Source organism: Roseateles asaccharophilus, assembly GCF_004362405.1.
In the GTDB taxonomy this organism is placed as follows: Bacteria; Pseudomonadota; Gammaproteobacteria; order Burkholderiales; family Burkholderiaceae_C; genus Kinneretia; species Kinneretia asaccharophila.
Genome location: NZ_SNXE01000002.1, coordinates 447717 through 463513, shown reverse-complemented (window position 1 = coordinate 463513; position 15797 = coordinate 447717). Strand labels below are relative to the sequence as shown.

The window sequence follows — 15797 nt, the reverse complement described above, 5'->3', positions numbered from 1 at the left end:
AGGGCTCAGCCTGGGGCGCAGGCCACGCGGTTGCGGCCGGCGCGCTTGGCCTCGTAGAGCGCCGCGTCGGCCAGCCCGTAGGCCTGATCGAAACCATGGCCCTGGGCCAGGCTGCTGACGCCAAAGCTGGCGGTGACGGGCTGCCCGTCAGGCAGGGCAAAGTCGTGCCCGGTCACGCGCTGGCGCAGGCATTCGGCCAGCGCGGCGGCCGCGGCCAGATCGCGCCCCGGCAGCAGCACGGTGAACTCCTCGCCCCCGACCCGCCCGACCTCGGTGCCCGCAGGCACCTCGCTGCGCAGGCAGTCGGCCACGGCGCGGATCACCTCATCGCCCACGGGATGGCCGAAGCTGTCGTTCACGCGCTTGAAATGGTCGATGTCGAGCACGATCAGGGCCAGACCCTCGCGCTCCAGATGGTGCCGGGCGCGCTCGATCACGGCCGCGCGGTTGAGCACGCCGGTCAGGGCATCATGGGTGGCGCGGTATTGCAGCTCCTGGGCCAGCTCGTGCAGGCGCTGGTTGAGACGGTTCATCTCCAGCTCTTCGCGGTCGCTGCGCCGCACCAGACGCCGGGTCTCGCGCAGCAGGCGCTCGTAGGCCAGGATCAGCTCGCCCAGGGCCTGGTGATGCCAGGCATTGGCGTCCGCATAGGCCGCGCGCGCGGCACTCACCGCCAGGGCCTCGTACTCGAACAGATCGTGGCCGGGGGCGGGCGGCACGACGATGCCCGCGACGCCGCCGCGCGCGAGGGCGGGACTCTCGTTCACACCACCCCCACCGGCTGCAGCACGAACTCTATGGCCGGGAAGTCATCGGCCAGCTCGCGGCCGAATTCGAGGATGGTGTCATCGTCCTCCTCGTACAGCCAGTGCAGCACCACGCGGCGTCCGCCCTGCTCCACCGCCTCGGCCAGGGCCTCGATGAGGTTGAACAGCATCTTGGTGCTGGAGCTGTTGAAATAGGCCAGGGCGATATGCACCTGCAGGGTACTGGCGCTCTCGCCGGCCAGATAGGCGCGCAGCTGCCGCAGGATGTCGCCGTAGAAGGCGGCGGCGTTTTCTGGATAGGACTCACCGCGCAGGCTCAGCAGCCCCTCGTCGAAGCGGAAGTCCACCTCGGGGGTGCTGGGGCTGGCGGCGATGTAAAGACGGTTCTCCATGCCTGGAATCTCTCTGGATACGGTTGTGGGGGCGCCGCTCAGACCGTGGCCTTGAGCTGGAAGACGGCCGTGCCGGGCTGGTCCTGCAGGGGCTGCAGCGAAAACTCCAGGGGCTCGCTGGCGTCGCGTGCCATGGTCAGCAGGCCCATGCCGGCCCCCTTGCTGCCTTCGGGCGTCTCGGCGCGCAGGCTCTCGCGGTAGGCCTTCTTGATTTCCTCCAGGGTCATGCTGCACAGGCGCTGCAGCTTGTCGCGCAGGCCCTCGGCCACGCCGGACTCCACCGGGTTGGCGCACAGCAGCAGGTAGCGGCCCTCATGCTCGGTGATGCAGACCGAGCCGTGGCGCAGCTCGCGCTCCATCTGATCACCGGGTGTCAGCGCATCGGCCGAGTAGTGCACGATGTTCTGCGACATCTCGACAAAGGACGAGAAGAGCTTGCGCCGCGTCGGTGCGTCCACACCGCTGACCTCCAGCTGCAGACGCACCGCCTCGGCCATGGCGGCAATGATGTTCTGCGAAAAATAGCCCACGTAGTAGAAGATCACGCGGTGCTTGCGGGCCATCTCGAAGAAGCTTCCATACTCTTGCACGATGGGGGCTGCGGCGCTGGCGGCGGACATGGTCAGACAGACTCCTGAACTCGGAAACAGAAAAAGGTGAGGTCGTCGCGGCGGTGGTGCTGGCTGCCCTGCCACTCCTGCAGTGCGGCCTGCATGGCGCGGTTGATCTCGGCGGCGCTGCGCTCGCGCTGGGCCAGCAGCAGCTCGCGCACGCGACGCTTGCCAAAGGCAATGGCCTTGGGGCCGCCGATCTGGTCGATCAGGCCGTCCGTGGCCACAAAGACCAGGCTGCCCGCCTGCAGGGGCACCTCGCGGTTGTGCCAGACATGGTCGATGGGCGTGCTCACATAGCCCACGCCCTGGCGCTCGCCGTCCACCATCTCCACACCGGCCTGGCCGGGATGCAGCACGAAGAGCGAGGTCTTGGCGCCGGCAAAGCGCAGGCTGCGGCGCGAGCGCTCGTACCAGAAGCAGGCCGCGTCCAGCCCGTCATCCGAGGCCGCGGTCTGGTCCTGGCCATCCAGCTGACCCAGCATCTGCTTGATGCTGCGATTCAGGCCGCCCAGCAGATGGGCCGGATCGCGCGGCCCATGCTGCTCGATGGCTTGGCTCAGGCTGATGGAGGCGATCAGGGTCATGAAGGCGCCGGGCACGCCATGGCCGGTGCAGTCGGCCACCGTGGCCAGCCAGCCCTCGGCGGTGTCGCTGAACTGGTAGAAGTCGCCGCCCACCACATCGCGGGGCTCCCACACCAGATCGGCATCCAGCCCGGTGCGGGCCAGGGCTTCGCGCGAGGTGCGCAGCATGGAGCGCTGGATGACGCTGGCGTACTCGATGCTGTGCATGATCTGGCGATGCCGCGACTCCTGCATCTGCGCCACCACGCGCATCAGGGGCAGGCCATGGCCGACCCCCAGGAACTGTCCCTCGCGGGTGATGATGAAGCCGTCGCTCAGGGCCTTCTCGCCGTGGCTGACGGCGCGCTGGGTCAGGGGCTCGATCGGCAGATCGGCCTCCACCACCAGCGGCTCCTTGTCCATGAAGGCGATGCAGCTCTTGCGGTCGTAGATCTCCCGGTGGAAGGGCCGGCTCATCTGAGAGAGGAAGATGTTGCGGTTGATCAGGCCGATGGGCTGCCCGTTCTCGACCACGGGCAGGCTGATCAGATCGCGATGCCGGCCAAAGAGCTCCATGACCTGCTCGTTGCTGTGCTCGGTGTTGACGGCCGGCACGGCCTGGCACAGATCCCCCGCGCAGGGCGGGTGGAAGCTGGGGCGGCAGTCGCTCAGGTAGGTGGCAGGGGCAGCAAGCTCAGGCATGGAGGGCCCAGAAAGACCAGAGGCGCCCATGCTATGAAGCGCAGATCACGCCCTTGTGACAGCTCGTCACAAAGCCGGCATGCCGCCATCGAATGCCGGGCGCCGTGATCTTTTTCGCGCCATACAGGGCGCCCTGAGGCCTGCGCGCAACGGCGAGCGGGGCCAAACCCTGCGGCGCTCAGGTTTTTTGAATGCTGCGCTCAACAGGCATCACGCCCCCCGCTGCCCGGGGCAGGCAGACTGGGCAGCACAGCCTCCCCAGGAGCCGCCATGAGCCGCACCCAGCCTTTGCCCACCTACTTTCTCTCCCATGGCGGGGGCCCCTGGCCCTATATGGACGGCCCGTTTCGCCAGCATTTCGGGCAGCTGGAGGCCTCCCTGCGCCAGATCCCGCTGGAGCTGGGGCAAGCCCCCCGCGCCGTGCTGATGATCTCGGGCCATTGGGAGGCGGCGCGCTTCGAACTGATGGCGGCCGAGAACCCCGGCATGGTCTACGACTACGGCGGCTTTCCGGCCCACACCTACCAGATCCGCTACCCGGCGCCGGGTGAGCCGACCCTGGCCCGCGCGGTGGCGCAGCGGCTTCAGGCGGCCGGTCTGCCCGTGGCCCTGAACAGCGAGCGGGGCTTCGATCACGGCGCCTTCACCACCATGTTCCCCATGTACCCCGAGGCGGATGTGCCCCTGGTGCAGCTTTCGCTGCAGCAGGACTACGAGCCGGCGCAACACCTGGCCCTGGGGCGCGCGCTTGCGCCCTTGCGCCACGAAGGCGTGCTGATCATCGGCAGCGGCCTCAGCTACCACAATCTGCGCGCCTTCGGACCGGCCGCCCGCACCGCCTCGGGACAGTTCGACGCCTGGCTGCAGCACGCCCTGCTGCGGGAAACTCCCGAGGGGCGTCGCCAGGCCTTGTTGCACTGGAGCGACGCCCCGGCGGCCCGTCTGGCCCACCCCCGGGAGGATCATCTGCTGCCCCTGATGGTGGCCGTGGGCGCCGCCGAACAGGAGGCCGGCTCGCTGATCTACCACGAGCCGGACTTCATGGGTGGAGTCACCGTGTCCAGCTTTCGCTTCGGCGCCCTGCCCGGCCGCTGATGCGCATACCCAAGGACCTGCGAAGCGGAATGAAAAACGGCCCCGCAGGGCCGCTCTGGGAGGCGATAGGCCCGCTCAGTCGCGCTGGGCGAGGGCCTTGTTGACGCGCAGGGCCAGCAGGGTGCAGGCCGCACCCGAGAGCAGATAGAGCGTCACCGCCACCAGGCCATAGCGGGCCGACAGACCCAGGGCCACCAGGGGTGCGAAGGCGGCTCCCACCAGCCAGGCCAGATCGGCGGTGAGCGCGGCACCGGTGTAGCGCAGGCGGGGCGGGAAGTTGGAGGTCACCGCCCCGGCCGCCTGGCCGTAGGACAGGCCCAGCAGCACGAAGCCGAAGAGGATGAAGAGGTCCTGGCCGCGCGTTCCGCCATCCAGCAGCCAGGGTGTGGCCAGGCTGAACAGGCCGATGGCCACGGCCAGGCTGCCCAGGGTGTTGCGGCGTCCGATGCGGTCCGCCAGCAGGCCGGACAGGGGCATGGCGGCAGCCGCGAGGCAGGCCCCCAGGATCTGCATGCCCAGGAAGGCGCCTACCTCCTGGCTGCCCATCAGCGTGACCCAGGACAGGGGGAAGACCGTGACGATATGGAACAGCGCATAGCTGGCCAGGGCCGCAAAGGCACCGATCACCACCGTGCTGCCTTTCTCACGGATCAGGTCCTCCAGGTCGCAGGGTTCCAGCTCGCGTTCGCCCAGCTCACGCTCGTATTCATGCGTGACCACCAGACGCAGCCGGGCAAACAGGGCCACCACATTGATGGCAAAGGCCGCAAAGAAGGGGTAGCGCCAGCCCCACTCCAGGAAGTCATTCGACGAGAGGTGGGTCCAGAGATAGGCAAACAGACCGGCAGCCACCAGAAAGCCCAGGGGAGCGCCGAGCTGACCCAGCATGGCGTACCAGCCGCGCCGCCGGGCCGGTGCATTCAGCGCCAGCAAGGAGGGCAGGCCGTCCCAGGAACCGCCCTGGGCCAGCCCCTGGCCGACCCGGCACAGGGCCAGCAGCAAGATGGCCATGGCACCGGCCGTCTGGTAGCTGGGCAGCAGGGCCATGCCGGCGGTGGAGGTGCCGAGCAGGAAGAGCGCTGCCGTCATCTTGAAGCTGCGCCCGTAGCGGCGCTGGATCTCCATGCCCACCAGGGTTCCCAAGGGGCGGACGATGAAGGCCAGGGCCAGCAGGGCAAAGGCATGCAGCATGCCCTCCAGCCGCGGCATATGCGGGAAGAACACCGCCGGGAAGACCAGCACCGAGGCGATGCCGTAGACGAAGAAATCGAAGTAATCGGAGGCGCGACCGATGATCACGCCCACCGCGATGTCCCCGGGGGCCAACGCGTCCGGCTGCGCCGAACGACCCTGGGGCGACTGGGGGGCATTGAGGGTGGTGGTGCTGTTCATGGCTCCTACCTGGGACAAAATGTCCAATCGTTGACCTGTGTCAATCAGGATACATTCGCGCACGACACGCAACTAGCGTTTTCCCGCCGGTCTGGTTAACCCGATGACGTCCAATCCTCTACTCAAGCGCCTTCTGACCCGCCTTGGCCTGCTGCTGGCAGCGCTGCCTCTGGCGGCCTGCGATCTGGTGGTGATGAAGCCCTCCGGCGACATCGCCTCCCAGCAAGCCGATCTCATCGTCACCTCCACGGTGCTGATGTTGCTGATCATCGTACCGGTGATCTTCCTGACCCTGCTGTTCGCATGGCGCTATCGTGCCTCGAACAAGTCTGCCACTTATGAGCCGGACTGGGATCACTCCACCCGGCTGGAGCTGGTGATCTGGGGCGCACCGCTGCTGATCATCATCGCCCTGGGCGCCATCACCTGGATCAGCACCCACAAGCTGGACCCCTACCGTCCGCTGGACCGCATCGACGAAAACCGCCCCGTGCCTCAGGACGTGGCACCGCTGGTGGTCGAAGTCGTGGCCCTGGACTGGAAATGGCTGTTCCTCTACCCCGAGCAAGGCATTGCCACCGTCAACGAGCTGGCCGCCCCGGTGGACCGCCCGATCCAGTTCAAGCTCACCTCCTCCACGGTGATGAACGCCTTCTACGTGCCCGCCCTGGCCGGCATGATCTACGCGATGCCCGGCATGGAAACCAAGCTGCACGCGGTGATCAACAAGGCCGGCGTCTATGACGGCTTCTCCTCGAACTTCAGCGGCGACGGCTTCTCGCACATGCGCTTCAAGTTCCACGGCCTGTCCAACGCCGACTTCGAGGCTTGGGTGGCCCGCAACAAGGCCGAGGGCAGCGAGCTGACCCGCGAAGGCTATCTGGAACTGGAAAAGCCCAGCGCCAAGGAACCGATTCGTCGCTATGCCAGCGTGAGCAATGGCCTGTACGACGCCATCGTCAACCGCTGCGTGGACGGCAGCAAGATGTGCATGGCGATGATGATGGCCATTGACGCCTCCGGCGGCGGCGGCAAGGGCTCCATCGCGGGCCTGGCCAGCAAGCCCTGGGGCAATGACGATCTGGAGCGTACCTATGTGTCCGCCCTGTGCACCCCCGAAAACGCCGGCGACTACGCGCCGCGTGCCGCGGCTCAGTCGCAGCTGAAGCTGCGTTGACACGGCCCCTCCGAGATTTCGAGTAATTGCCATGCAAGAACAAAACCATCTCGTGCTCGGCCGCCTAGGCTGGAACGCGATTCCTCATGACCCCATCATCTGGGCCACCTTCGCCATGGTGGTGCTGGGCGGCACCGTGCTGCTGGCCCTGATGACCAAGTACAAGGTGTGGGGCCCGCTGTGGCGTGACTGGCTGACCAGCATCGACCACAAGAAGATCGGCATCATGTACATCGTGCTGGGCCTGGTGATGCTGCTGCGCGGCTTCGCCGACGCCATCATGATGCGTGCCCAGCAGGCCATCGCCTTCGGCGACCAGGCCGGCTTCCTGCCGCCCCACCACTACGACCAGATCTTCACCGCCCACGGCGTGATCATGATCTTCTTCGTGGCCATGCCCCTGGTGACCGGCTTCATGAACTACGTGGTGCCGCTGCAGATCGGCGCGCGCGACGTGGCCTTCCCCTTCCTGAACAACTTCAGCTTCTGGATGACGGCCGGCGGCGCGGTGCTGATCATGGCCTCGCTGTTCGTGGGCGAATTCGCTCGCACCGGCTGGCTGGCCTTCCCGCCGCTGTCCGGCATCCTGGCGAGTCCGGGGGTGGGGGTGGACTACTACATCTGGGCGCTGCAGGTGGCCGGTGTAGGCACGACGCTATCGGGCATCAACCTGATCGTCACCATCATCAAGATGCGCGCGCCCGGCATGACCCTGATGAAGATGCCCGTCTTCACCTGGACCTCGCTGTGCACCAACATCCTGATCGTGGTGAGCTTCCCCGTGCTGACCGCCACCCTGGTGCTGCTGTCCCTGGACCGCTATCTGGGCACCAACTTCTTCACGGCAGACCTGGGCGGCAACGCCATGCTCTACGTGAACCTGATCTGGATCTGGGGCCACCCTGAGGTCTACATCCTGATCCTGCCCGCCTTCGGCATCTTCTCCGAGGTGGTCGCCACCTTCTGCCGCAAGCGCCTGTTCGGCTATGCCTCGATGGTGTACGCGACGGTGGTGATCACCATCCTGTCCTACATCGTCTGGCTGCACCACTTCTTCACCATGGGTTCAGGGGCCAGCGTGAATGCCTTCTTCGGCATCACGACCATGATCATCTCCATCCCCACGGGGGCGAAGATCTTCAACTGGCTGTTCACCATGTACCGTGGCCGCATCCAGTTCGAACTGCCCATGATGTGGACCATTGCCTTCATGGTCACCTTCGTGATCGGCGGCATGACCGGCGTGCTGCTGGCCGTGCCCCCGGCAGACTTCGTGCTGCACAACTCGCTGTTCCTGATCGCACACTTCCACAACGTGATCATCGGCGGCGTGCTGTTCGGTCTGTTCGCCGGCATCTACTTCTGGTTCCCCAAGGCCTTCGGCTTCCGCCTCGACCCCTTCTGGGGCAAGGTCTCCTTCTGGTTCTGGGTGATCGGCTTCTACTTCGCCTTCATGCCCCTGTATGTGCTGGGCCTGATGGGCGTGACCCGTCGCATGAGCCACTTCGAAGACCCCTCGCTGCAGATCTGGTTCCAGGTTGCTGCCTTCGGCGCCGTGCTGATCGCGGTGGGTGTGGCGGCCATGCTGATCCAGTTCGTCGTCAGCTTCATGCGTCGCGAGCAGCTGCGCGACGTGAGCGGCGACCCCTGGGATGGCCGTACCCTGGAATGGTCCACCTCCTCGCCCCCGCCGGCCTACAACTTCGCCTTCACCCCCGTGGTGCATGACCTGGACGCCTGGACCGATATGAAGAAGCGTGGCGCGGTGCGTCCGACCCGCGGCTTCGTGGACATCCACATGCCCAAGAACACCGCAGCCGGCATCGTGCTGTCCGCCCTGGCCACGCTCTTCGGCTTCGCGATGATCTGGCATATGTGGCTGGTGGGTGGCATCACCTTCCTGGTGCTGGTGGTGGCTTCCATCGTCCACACCTTCAACTACAACCGCGACTACTACATCAAGGCCGATGAAGTGACGCGCACCGAAGACGAGCGCACCCGGCAACTGGCGGCCCTGCCGAGCCAGGCCTGAGGAGGCGAGCAAACCATGCAAGCAACGCAAACCCTGAACGCGGACGGCACGGTCCGCTTCTACGACGACGGTAGCCACCACCCTCAGCAGGGCACCCTGCTGGGTTTCTGGATCTACCTGATGAGCGACTTGCTCATCTTCGCGGCCCTGTTCGCCACCTTCGCGGTGCTGGGCAAGAGCTATGCGGCCGGCCCCTCGGGCGCCGACCTGTTCGACCTGAAGCTGATCGCGATCAACACCGCGCTGCTGCTGTTCTCGTCGATCACCTACGGCTTCGCCCTGATCGGGGCGCAGCAGGGCAGCAAGAAGCTGGTGCTGGGCTGGTTGGCCGTCACCGGTGTTCTGGGCGCGGCCTTCGTGGGCGTCGAGCTCTATGAGTTCTCGCACCTGATCCATCAGGGCGCGGACTGGCAGCGCAGCGCCTTCCTCTCGTCCTTCTTTGCCCTGGTCTCCACCCACGGTCTTCACGTGACCTTCGGCATCATCTGGCTGGTGGTGCTGATGGTGCAGGTCAACAAGCTGGGCCTGACCGTGGCCAACAAGCGCCGCCTGATGTGCCTGTCCATGTTCTGGCACTTCCTGGACCTGGTCTGGATCGGCGTGTTCACCTTTGTTTACCTGATGGGGGTGCTGTGATGGGCGCTCAACACCACGACAAGCACGATCACCACGGCCACGACGATCATGGCCACCACGAGGACCCGCTGGCCGAGTACCACGTCTCGTACAAGGGCTACTTCATCGGCTTCCTGCTGTCCGTCATCCTGACCGTCATCCCCTTCTGGCTGGTGATGGCCAAGGTCCTGCCGGCTGACATGACCAAGCTGATCATCCTGGCCTTCGCCGCGGTGCAGATCGTGGTCCACATGGTCTACTTCCTGCACATGAACGCCAAGGTGGAGAGCGGCTGGTCCATGCTGTCCCTCATCTTCACCGTGGTCTTCGTGGGCATCATCCTGGCCGGTACGGTGTGGGTCATGTATCACATGAACACCAACATGATGCCGATGCACGATATGAGCAATATGGTGTCGTGAAGCAGGATCAAACCCCTGATGGGCCGCGTTCTCGCGGTCCCGCCCGCTGGGTGGGGCTGCTGGGCGCGGCCCTTTTGCTTGTGGCGGCCCTGGGCTTCACGGCCCTGGGTCTGTGGCAGCTGCAGCGCCTGGAGTGGAAGCAGGCCCTGATCGCCCGCGTGCAGCAAGGCCTGGCCCAGGCCCCGGTGCCGCTTGAGCCGCACAACAGCGCTGCGCAGGAGTACCAGCGCGTCTGGCTGGAGGGCGAGTTCGACCACGCCCGCGAGACGCTGGTGGGCGCCAGCACGGTGCTGGGCAGCGGCTACTGGCTGATGACGCCCCTGCGCGGTGCCGGCGGTGACTGGACATGGGTCAATCGCGGCTTCGTGCCGCGCCGCGATACCGAACGCCAACGCCCTGCGGGGACGCAACGCATCGAGGGCCTGCTGCGGCTTAGCGAAGCCGGGGGCAGGCTGCTGCAGCGCAACGAGGCACAGTCCGGCCGCTGGTACTCGCGCGATGTGCAGGCCCTGTCGCAGGCGGCCGGGCTGCAGGCAGGCTCCGTGGCCGCCCACTTCATTGATGTCTGGCCGGAGCCGCCGGGCTCGGCCTACGCCCAGCTGGCAGGCTCGGGCGACGCCGTGCTGCGGCCGCCCTCGGTCTGGCCGCACCCCGGCCTCACGGTGCTGCGCTTCAGCAACAATCACCGCAGCTACGCCCTGACATGGTTTGCGCTGGCGGCCATGTCCGTGGGCGCAGCCCTCTTCCTGCTGCGCCAGAGCCGACAGCCCCGCCATCCCGAATGAGCCTCGCCCCCGCCGCCATGCCCCGCAGTGCCGACCAGGTCCAAACGCCGGACCGGCAGGCCGGGCGCAGCAATCTGCAGCAGCTGGTGCAGCTGCGCTGGCTGGCTGCGGCCGGTCAGCTCGCCACCATCGCCACGGTGCACTGGGTGCTGGACATCCAGCTGCCGCTGCGCGAGATGCTGGGCCTGCTGGCGGCCCTGGTGCTCTACAACCTCATGTGCTGGCTGCGCAGCCGCAATCTGCGGGGCGAGCTGGTCAGCCAGGCCGAGCTCTTTGCCGGCTTGCTGGTGGATGTGGGCCTGCTCGCCGGCCAGCTCTACTATGCGGGCGGCATCACCAACCCCTTCATCTTCCTGTTCCTGCTGCAGGTGGCCGTGGGCGCCGTGCTGCTGGCGCCGCGCTATATCTGGGCCATGGTGGCGGCAACCACCTCGGCCTTCATCGCCCTGACCCAGTGGCACCGCCCCCTGCGCTTTCCGGACAGCATCAGCACCGAGCTCTCCAGCCACTACATCGGCGGCCTGCTGATCTGCTTTGTGCTCAATGCCGCGCTGCTGGTCTTCTTCATCCAGCGCATCGTGCTCAATCTGCGCCAGCGGGATGCCCGCCTGGCCAGTCTGCGCCAGCGTGCGGCCGAGGAAGAGCACATCGTGCGCATGGGTCTGCTGGCCTCGGGTGCGGCGCATGAGCTGGGCACGCCCCTGGCCACGCTTTCGGTCATCCTGGGCGACTGGGCGCATATGGCCCCCTTTGCCGGCGACCCCGAGCTGCGCGAGGAGATCGAGGAGATGCAGCTGCAGCTGCGCCGCTGCAAGAACATCGTCAGCGGCATCCTGATGTCGGCCGGGGAGACCCGCGCCGAGGCCCCCGAGCTCACAGGGCTGCACGCCTTCCTGGACGGGCTGGTGGCCAACTGGCGCCGCACCCGGCCGGTGGGGGACTTCCACTACGAGCGCAAGAGCCTGGCCGACCGCACCATCTTCTCGGACACCGCGCTCAAGCAGATGATCGACAACGTGCTGGACAATGCCCTGGAGGCCGCGCCGGGCGCCCCGCTGACCCTGATTGCCAGCTGCGACGAGGCGCGTGGCCTGCTGGAAATCTCGGTGCGCGACGAGGGCCCGGGCTTCAGCGAGGACATGCTGGAACGCTTTGGCAAGCCCTACCAGTCGAGCAAGAGCAAGCCCGGCGGCGGCCTCGGATTGTTTCTCTCGGTTAATGTGGCCCGCACCCTGGGCGGACGCATACTGCCCCGCAACCGCCCCGAGGGCGGGGCCGAGGTGCTGATGCAGCTGCCCCTGGCCGCCCTGAGCCCCGCCAGCGATTTGGAAGTACAAGATGGAGATTGACCCTGACGCCGAGCGAGTGCTGCTGGTCGTGGAGGACGACGAGGCCTTCGCCCGCACCCTCACCCGCTCCTTCGAGCGCCGCGGCTACCAGGTGCTGCGCGCCAGCCAGCTGTCCGAGGTGCAGCTGCTGCTGGAAACGCACAGCCCCAGCCATGCCGTGGTGGACCTCAAGCTGGCCGGCGGCGCCTCGGGCCTGAGCTGCGTGCAGGCCCTGCACACCTTCGACGACGAGATGCAGATCGTGGTGCTGACCGGCTATGCCAGCATCGCCACCGCGGTGGAGGCCATCAAGCTGGGCGCCCGCCACTACCTGGCCAAACCCGCCAACACCGACGATATCGAGGCCGCCTTCGCCCGCGGTCAGGGCGACGCCGAGGTCGAGGTCACGGGGCGCGCCACCACCTCGATCAAGACCCTGGAGTGGGAACACATCCACGAGACCCTGGCCGCCGTGGACTTCAATATCTCCGAGGCCGCGCGCCGCCTGGGCATGCACCGCCGCACCCTGGCGCGCAAGCTGGAGAAGCAGCGGGTCAAATAGGGCGCGCGGCGCCCTGCACCGTGCGCTCCATCCAGCGCGCATCGGCCCCGAAGCTGGCCAGCTTCTGCGCCAGGCCCTCGGCCAGCGCCACCGGCTCGGCAAAGCCTTGCGCCTGCCAATAAGGCACCGAGCCCTGCACCGCCACCAGCCCCAGACGTGTGAGCCCCAGGGCCTGCGCACGCTCCAGCACCTGGGCCACCAGGCGCCGCCCCAGGCCCAGCGAACGCCCGGCCGGGGCCACCGCCAGATCATGCAGATAAAGCAGGCGCGGCACAGCCGGCAGGCTCACGCTGGGCGCATCCAGGGCCGGCAGGCTCTGCTCACACACCGGCAGGCTCACCAGATAGGCCAGGGGCTCGCTGCCGCGCCAGGCCATCCAGCTGCAGCGGTGCGGGGCCGAGGCCTCCAGCTTGGCACGAAAGGCCTGGGCGCTCTCCAGGAACTCGGGGCCATAGCACTGGGCCTGCAGGGCCAGCACGGCGGGCACATCGGCAGCGCTCAGGAGCCGCAGCTCCGGGTCATTCATCTCAGAGCACATAGGCATGCAGCAGCTTGCTGCCCAAGGGGGTGAAGATCAGCACGAAGCCCAGCACATTGAGCATCACGCTGAGCCAGAACAGGCGGCGAAACGAGGCCTTGGCGCTCTTGTGGCGCAGCAGCTGCTGGGCCAGCAGGGCGCCGGGCCAGCCACAGGCCAGGGCCAGGGCGTGCAAGGTGGCCTCGGACACCCGCCACTGCTGCAGGCGCGCGGCCCGCTTGTCGCCGGCATAGACGATGAAGGTGGCCAGGCTCATGGCCAGATAGCCGCCCCACAGCCAATGCGGCAGGCCAAAGCCCAGATGCACCACCAGCACCAGCAGGGCAAAGCCCGGGATCAGCCAAAGGCTGCTGCCGCGCAGTGCCTCCTGGCGCCGGGCCTGGCGCTGCACCGCGGGCGGCGGCTCGGCCGGGGAACGCGGCTCCAGGCTGCGCACCGCCTGGGCGCGCGGCTTGCCCTGGGCGTCCTGCCCCGCTTCATAGCTCAGGCGCTCGCCCACAAAGGGGCGGCGCGGCCGCAGGCCGAAGGCCTTGGCATGCACGAAAAGCTTGGGGCCGCCCCCTTCGGGCGCAATAAAGCCATAGCCCTTGGCGGCGTCCCACTGGATCAGAGTACCTTGCTGTCGCGTTGTCATCGCGGGCCGCACTGTGCCACAGGAAAGTGAAAAGGCCCGCTTGCGCGGGCCTTTCTCGATCATGACCCGCAAACGGGTTCAGCGGCTGTCAGGCGCGATCAGCGGCCGAAACCACCGCGGCGCGGGCCGCCGGCCGGCGGGCCATTGCGCTTGGCACCCGGGCCACCGGGGCCGCGGCGCTCGCCACCGCCGAAGCCGCGAGCTTCACCGCCGCCGAAATTGCCGCCTTCACGGTTGCCGTGGAAGGACGGCTTGCCACCGAAGGAGGGCTTGCCGCCAAAGCTGGGCTTGCCTTCGCCGAAACCGGGGCGATCACCGCGGGGAGCAAAGCCGCGATTCTCGAAGCCGCGGTTCTCAAAACCGCGCTCAGCACCGGCGCTGCGGTCGAAGGGCTTGCGGTCGTTGAAGCCTTGCTGGCGCGGCTCGAAACCACGGCCCTCGCCACGCGGGGCGAAGTCACGCGGGGCGCCCTCACCGGCGGGGCGGCCAAAGGGCTTGCCACCACCGTGGAAGGGCTTGCCGCCACCTTCACGCTGGAAGGGCTTGCTGCCGAAGCGCTTGTCGCCCTTGAAGGCAAAGCCCGGCTGGCGATCACCAAAACGGTCGCCGAAACGGCCACCGCGCTCGCCCTCGGGACGGGGCGGGAAGATGCGCGGCTCTTGCGTCTTGGGCTCCAGGCCCTCGATGCGCGAGACCGGAATCTGCTGGGTGGTGAACTGCTGGATGCGACGGATCATGGACACATCGTCGCGCACGGCGATGGTCACGGCCAGGCCGGAGCGACCGGCACGGCCGGTACGGCCGATGCGGTGCACATAGTCCTCGGCCTTCATGGGCAGACCGTAGTTGATCACATGGCTGATGGTGGGCACGTCGATGCCGCGGGCCGCCACATCGGTGGCCACCAGCACGCGCAGCTCGCGGCGGCGCAGGGCCATCAGGGTGCGGTTGCGGCGGCCTTGGGGCATGCCACCGTGCAGCGGGGCCACGGCATGGCCGATCTCCGAGAGGCGCTCGGCCAGCCAGTCGGCATCGCGCTGGGTGGAGGTGAAGACCACAGCCTGGTCCAGATCGCGCTCGGCCAGGATGTGTTCCAGCAGCTGGTCGCGGTGGTTGTTGTTGTCGGCCCAGTGCAGGCGCTGCTCGATGTTCTCGTGGGTCTCGGTGTGCGAGGCCACGTCCACACGCTCGGGCTCGTTGAGCAGATCATGGGCAAGACGGCCCACATGACCGGCGAAGGTGGCGCTGAACATCACGGTCTGGCGCGTGGCCGGCGTGGCCTCGGCCACCAGCTTGATGTCGTCGATGAAGCCCATGTCCAGCATGCGGTCGGCCTCGTCCAGCACCAGCATCTCGACGTTCTCCAGCACGCACTTGCCCGAGGACAGATGGTCCAGCAGGCGGCCGGGGGTGGCGATCAGGATGTCCAGCGGACCGGTCAGCTGACGGATCTGCAGGGCATAGGGCATGCCGCCCAGCACGGTGGCGACCTTCAGGCCCTGGATGTGGCGGCCGTAGGTCTGTGCGGCCTTGGAGACCTGCATGGCCAGTTCGCGGGTGGGCGCCAGCACCAGGACGCGCGGGCCGTAGATCTTGCCCTTCTCGCGCTTGGGGAAACCCTGGCCGTTGTTGCCGCGGGCTTCCAGCACCTTTTGCAGGGCGGGCAGGATGAAGGAGGCGGTCTTGCCCGAGCCGGTGCGCGAGCTGACCATCAGGTCCTTGCCCGCCAGGGCGCGCGGAATGGCCTCGGCCTGGACTTCCGTGGCGTTCTCATAGCCGGAGTCCTTGACGGCGCGCAGCAGGGATTCGTGCAGGCCCAGATTCTCGAAACTCATATCACTTCTTTCGTCAACAAAGCCCTGCCCCGCCGGACACAGCCGGACATAGGAGGGCGCTGGTCAGGCCACAAATCAAAGGCCGACCAGTAGGGTCAAGTCGCTGGGAGAAAGCTCGCGTCGCACACCAGATCTCAGCTGCGTGAGTGCGCTTGGTGCGGCGCCGGGGAACAGTCATAGCGACGGCATCGCCGCCGACCGTACCCGGGGGTCTTCAGTGCTGAGCGCTGCGGCCCGCTTGCGTTGCGGGTGCGTCGGCCTGAAAGTGGTCAGAGGAGACGTACGAATTGCTCCGATCTCTGTCGAAGCAAGCCGCGCAGTGTAGCACGCTAGGGTTTTCACCA

General features: G+C 67.2%; 16 protein-coding genes. 8 read left to right on the top strand and 8 right to left on the bottom strand.

Annotated elements, in window-relative coordinates; translation table 11 throughout:
- Nucleotides 1-5: 5 nt before the first annotated feature.
- The 4 genes from DFR39_RS06920 to DFR39_RS06905 are packed head-to-tail and all read right to left on the bottom strand — an operon-like array spanning nt 6 to nt 3038.
- Nucleotides 6-719, bottom strand: coding sequence for a GGDEF domain-containing protein (locus tag DFR39_RS06920; protein ID WP_133602992.1), 714 nt, complete (start codon nt 717-719; stop codon nt 6-8).
- 44 nt (nt 720-763) lie between these two features.
- Nucleotides 764-1159, bottom strand: a complete 396-nt coding sequence (locus DFR39_RS06915; protein ID WP_133602800.1) for a DUF1987 domain-containing protein — start codon at nt 1157-1159, stop codon at nt 764-766.
- A gap of 38 nt (nt 1160-1197) precedes the next feature.
- Nucleotides 1198-1779, bottom strand: coding sequence for a SiaB family protein kinase (locus DFR39_RS06910; protein WP_133602799.1), 582 nt, complete (start codon nt 1777-1779; stop codon nt 1198-1200).
- A gap of 2 nt (nt 1780-1781) precedes the next feature.
- Nucleotides 1782-3038, bottom strand: coding sequence for a SpoIIE family protein phosphatase (locus DFR39_RS06905; RefSeq protein WP_133602798.1), 1257 nt, complete (start codon nt 3036-3038; stop codon nt 1782-1784).
- A 270-nt stretch (nt 3039-3308) separates the two neighbouring features.
- On the opposite strand from DFR39_RS06905, the gene DFR39_RS06900 reads away from it, so the two are divergent.
- Nucleotides 3309-4133 carry a DODA-type extradiol aromatic ring-opening family dioxygenase gene (locus DFR39_RS06900; RefSeq protein WP_133602797.1) on the top strand — a complete coding sequence of 275 codons (825 nt, stop codon included), beginning with the start codon at nt 3309-3311 and terminating at the stop codon, nt 4131-4133.
- 75 nt (nt 4134-4208) lie between these two features.
- On the opposite strand, the gene DFR39_RS06895 is transcribed toward DFR39_RS06900, so the two are convergent.
- The gene (locus DFR39_RS06895; RefSeq protein ID WP_133602796.1) at nt 4209-5525 is read right to left on the bottom strand and encodes an MFS transporter; all 1317 of its coding nucleotides are present in this window, start codon (nt 5523-5525) and stop codon (nt 4209-4211) included.
- 103 nt (nt 5526-5628) lie between these two features.
- Between DFR39_RS06895 and cyoA the strand changes: the two genes are divergently transcribed.
- The 7 genes from cyoA to DFR39_RS06860 are packed head-to-tail and all read left to right on the top strand — an operon-like array spanning nt 5629 to nt 12446.
- The gene (gene cyoA, locus DFR39_RS06890; protein ID WP_133602795.1) at nt 5629-6702 is read left to right on the top strand and encodes a ubiquinol oxidase subunit II; all 1074 of its coding nucleotides are present in this window, start codon (nt 5629-5631) and stop codon (nt 6700-6702) included.
- Nucleotides 6703-6733: 31 nt separating this feature from the next.
- Nucleotides 6734-8734 (top strand): cytochrome o ubiquinol oxidase subunit I, encoded by a 2001-nt coding sequence (gene cyoB, locus DFR39_RS06885; RefSeq protein WP_133602794.1) that lies wholly within the window; start codon nt 6734-6736, stop codon nt 8732-8734.
- Nucleotides 8735-8749: 15 nt separating this feature from the next.
- The gene (cyoC, locus tag DFR39_RS06880; protein ID WP_133602793.1) at nt 8750-9370 is read left to right on the top strand and encodes a cytochrome o ubiquinol oxidase subunit III; all 621 of its coding nucleotides are present in this window, start codon (nt 8750-8752) and stop codon (nt 9368-9370) included.
- Nucleotides 9370-9771 carry a cytochrome o ubiquinol oxidase subunit IV gene (cyoD, locus tag DFR39_RS06875; RefSeq protein WP_133602792.1) on the top strand — a complete coding sequence of 134 codons (402 nt, stop codon included), beginning with the start codon at nt 9370-9372 and terminating at the stop codon, nt 9769-9771. Before cyoC ends, cyoD begins: the two co-directional genes overlap by 1 nt.
- Nucleotides 9768-10556 carry an SURF1 family protein gene (locus DFR39_RS06870; RefSeq protein WP_211343817.1) on the top strand — a complete coding sequence of 263 codons (789 nt, stop codon included), beginning with the start codon at nt 9768-9770 and terminating at the stop codon, nt 10554-10556. The genes cyoD and DFR39_RS06870 overlap by 4 nt, the downstream gene beginning before the upstream one ends.
- Nucleotides 10553-11905, top strand: coding sequence for an ATP-binding protein (locus tag DFR39_RS06865; protein ID WP_133602791.1), 1353 nt, complete (start codon nt 10553-10555; stop codon nt 11903-11905). Before DFR39_RS06870 ends, DFR39_RS06865 begins: the two co-directional genes overlap by 4 nt.
- Nucleotides 11895-12446 (top strand): response regulator transcription factor, encoded by a 552-nt coding sequence (locus DFR39_RS06860; RefSeq protein ID WP_133602790.1) that lies wholly within the window; start codon nt 11895-11897, stop codon nt 12444-12446. The genes DFR39_RS06865 and DFR39_RS06860 overlap by 11 nt, the downstream gene beginning before the upstream one ends.
- Here DFR39_RS06860 and DFR39_RS06855 read toward each other — a convergent pair.
- The 3 genes from DFR39_RS06855 to DFR39_RS06845 all read right to left on the bottom strand — a co-directional run bounded on the left by DFR39_RS06855 (nt 12439) and on the right by DFR39_RS06845 (nt 15453).
- On the bottom strand, nt 12439-12972 hold the full coding sequence (locus tag DFR39_RS06855) for a GNAT family N-acetyltransferase (RefSeq protein WP_162849449.1): 534 nt from the start codon (nt 12970-12972) through the stop codon (nt 12439-12441). The two genes, DFR39_RS06860 and DFR39_RS06855, sit on opposite strands and share 8 nt — an antisense overlap.
- 1 nt (nt 12973) lies before the next feature.
- A complete protein-coding gene (locus DFR39_RS06850; protein WP_162849448.1) occupies nt 12974-13618 on the bottom strand; it encodes a cold shock and DUF1294 domain-containing protein in 645 nt (214 codons plus the stop codon).
- 98 nt (nt 13619-13716) lie between these two features.
- Nucleotides 13717-15453, bottom strand: a complete 1737-nt coding sequence (locus tag DFR39_RS06845; protein ID WP_133602787.1) for a DEAD/DEAH box helicase — start codon at nt 15451-15453, stop codon at nt 13717-13719.
- Nucleotides 15454-15797: the final 344 nt, after the last annotated feature.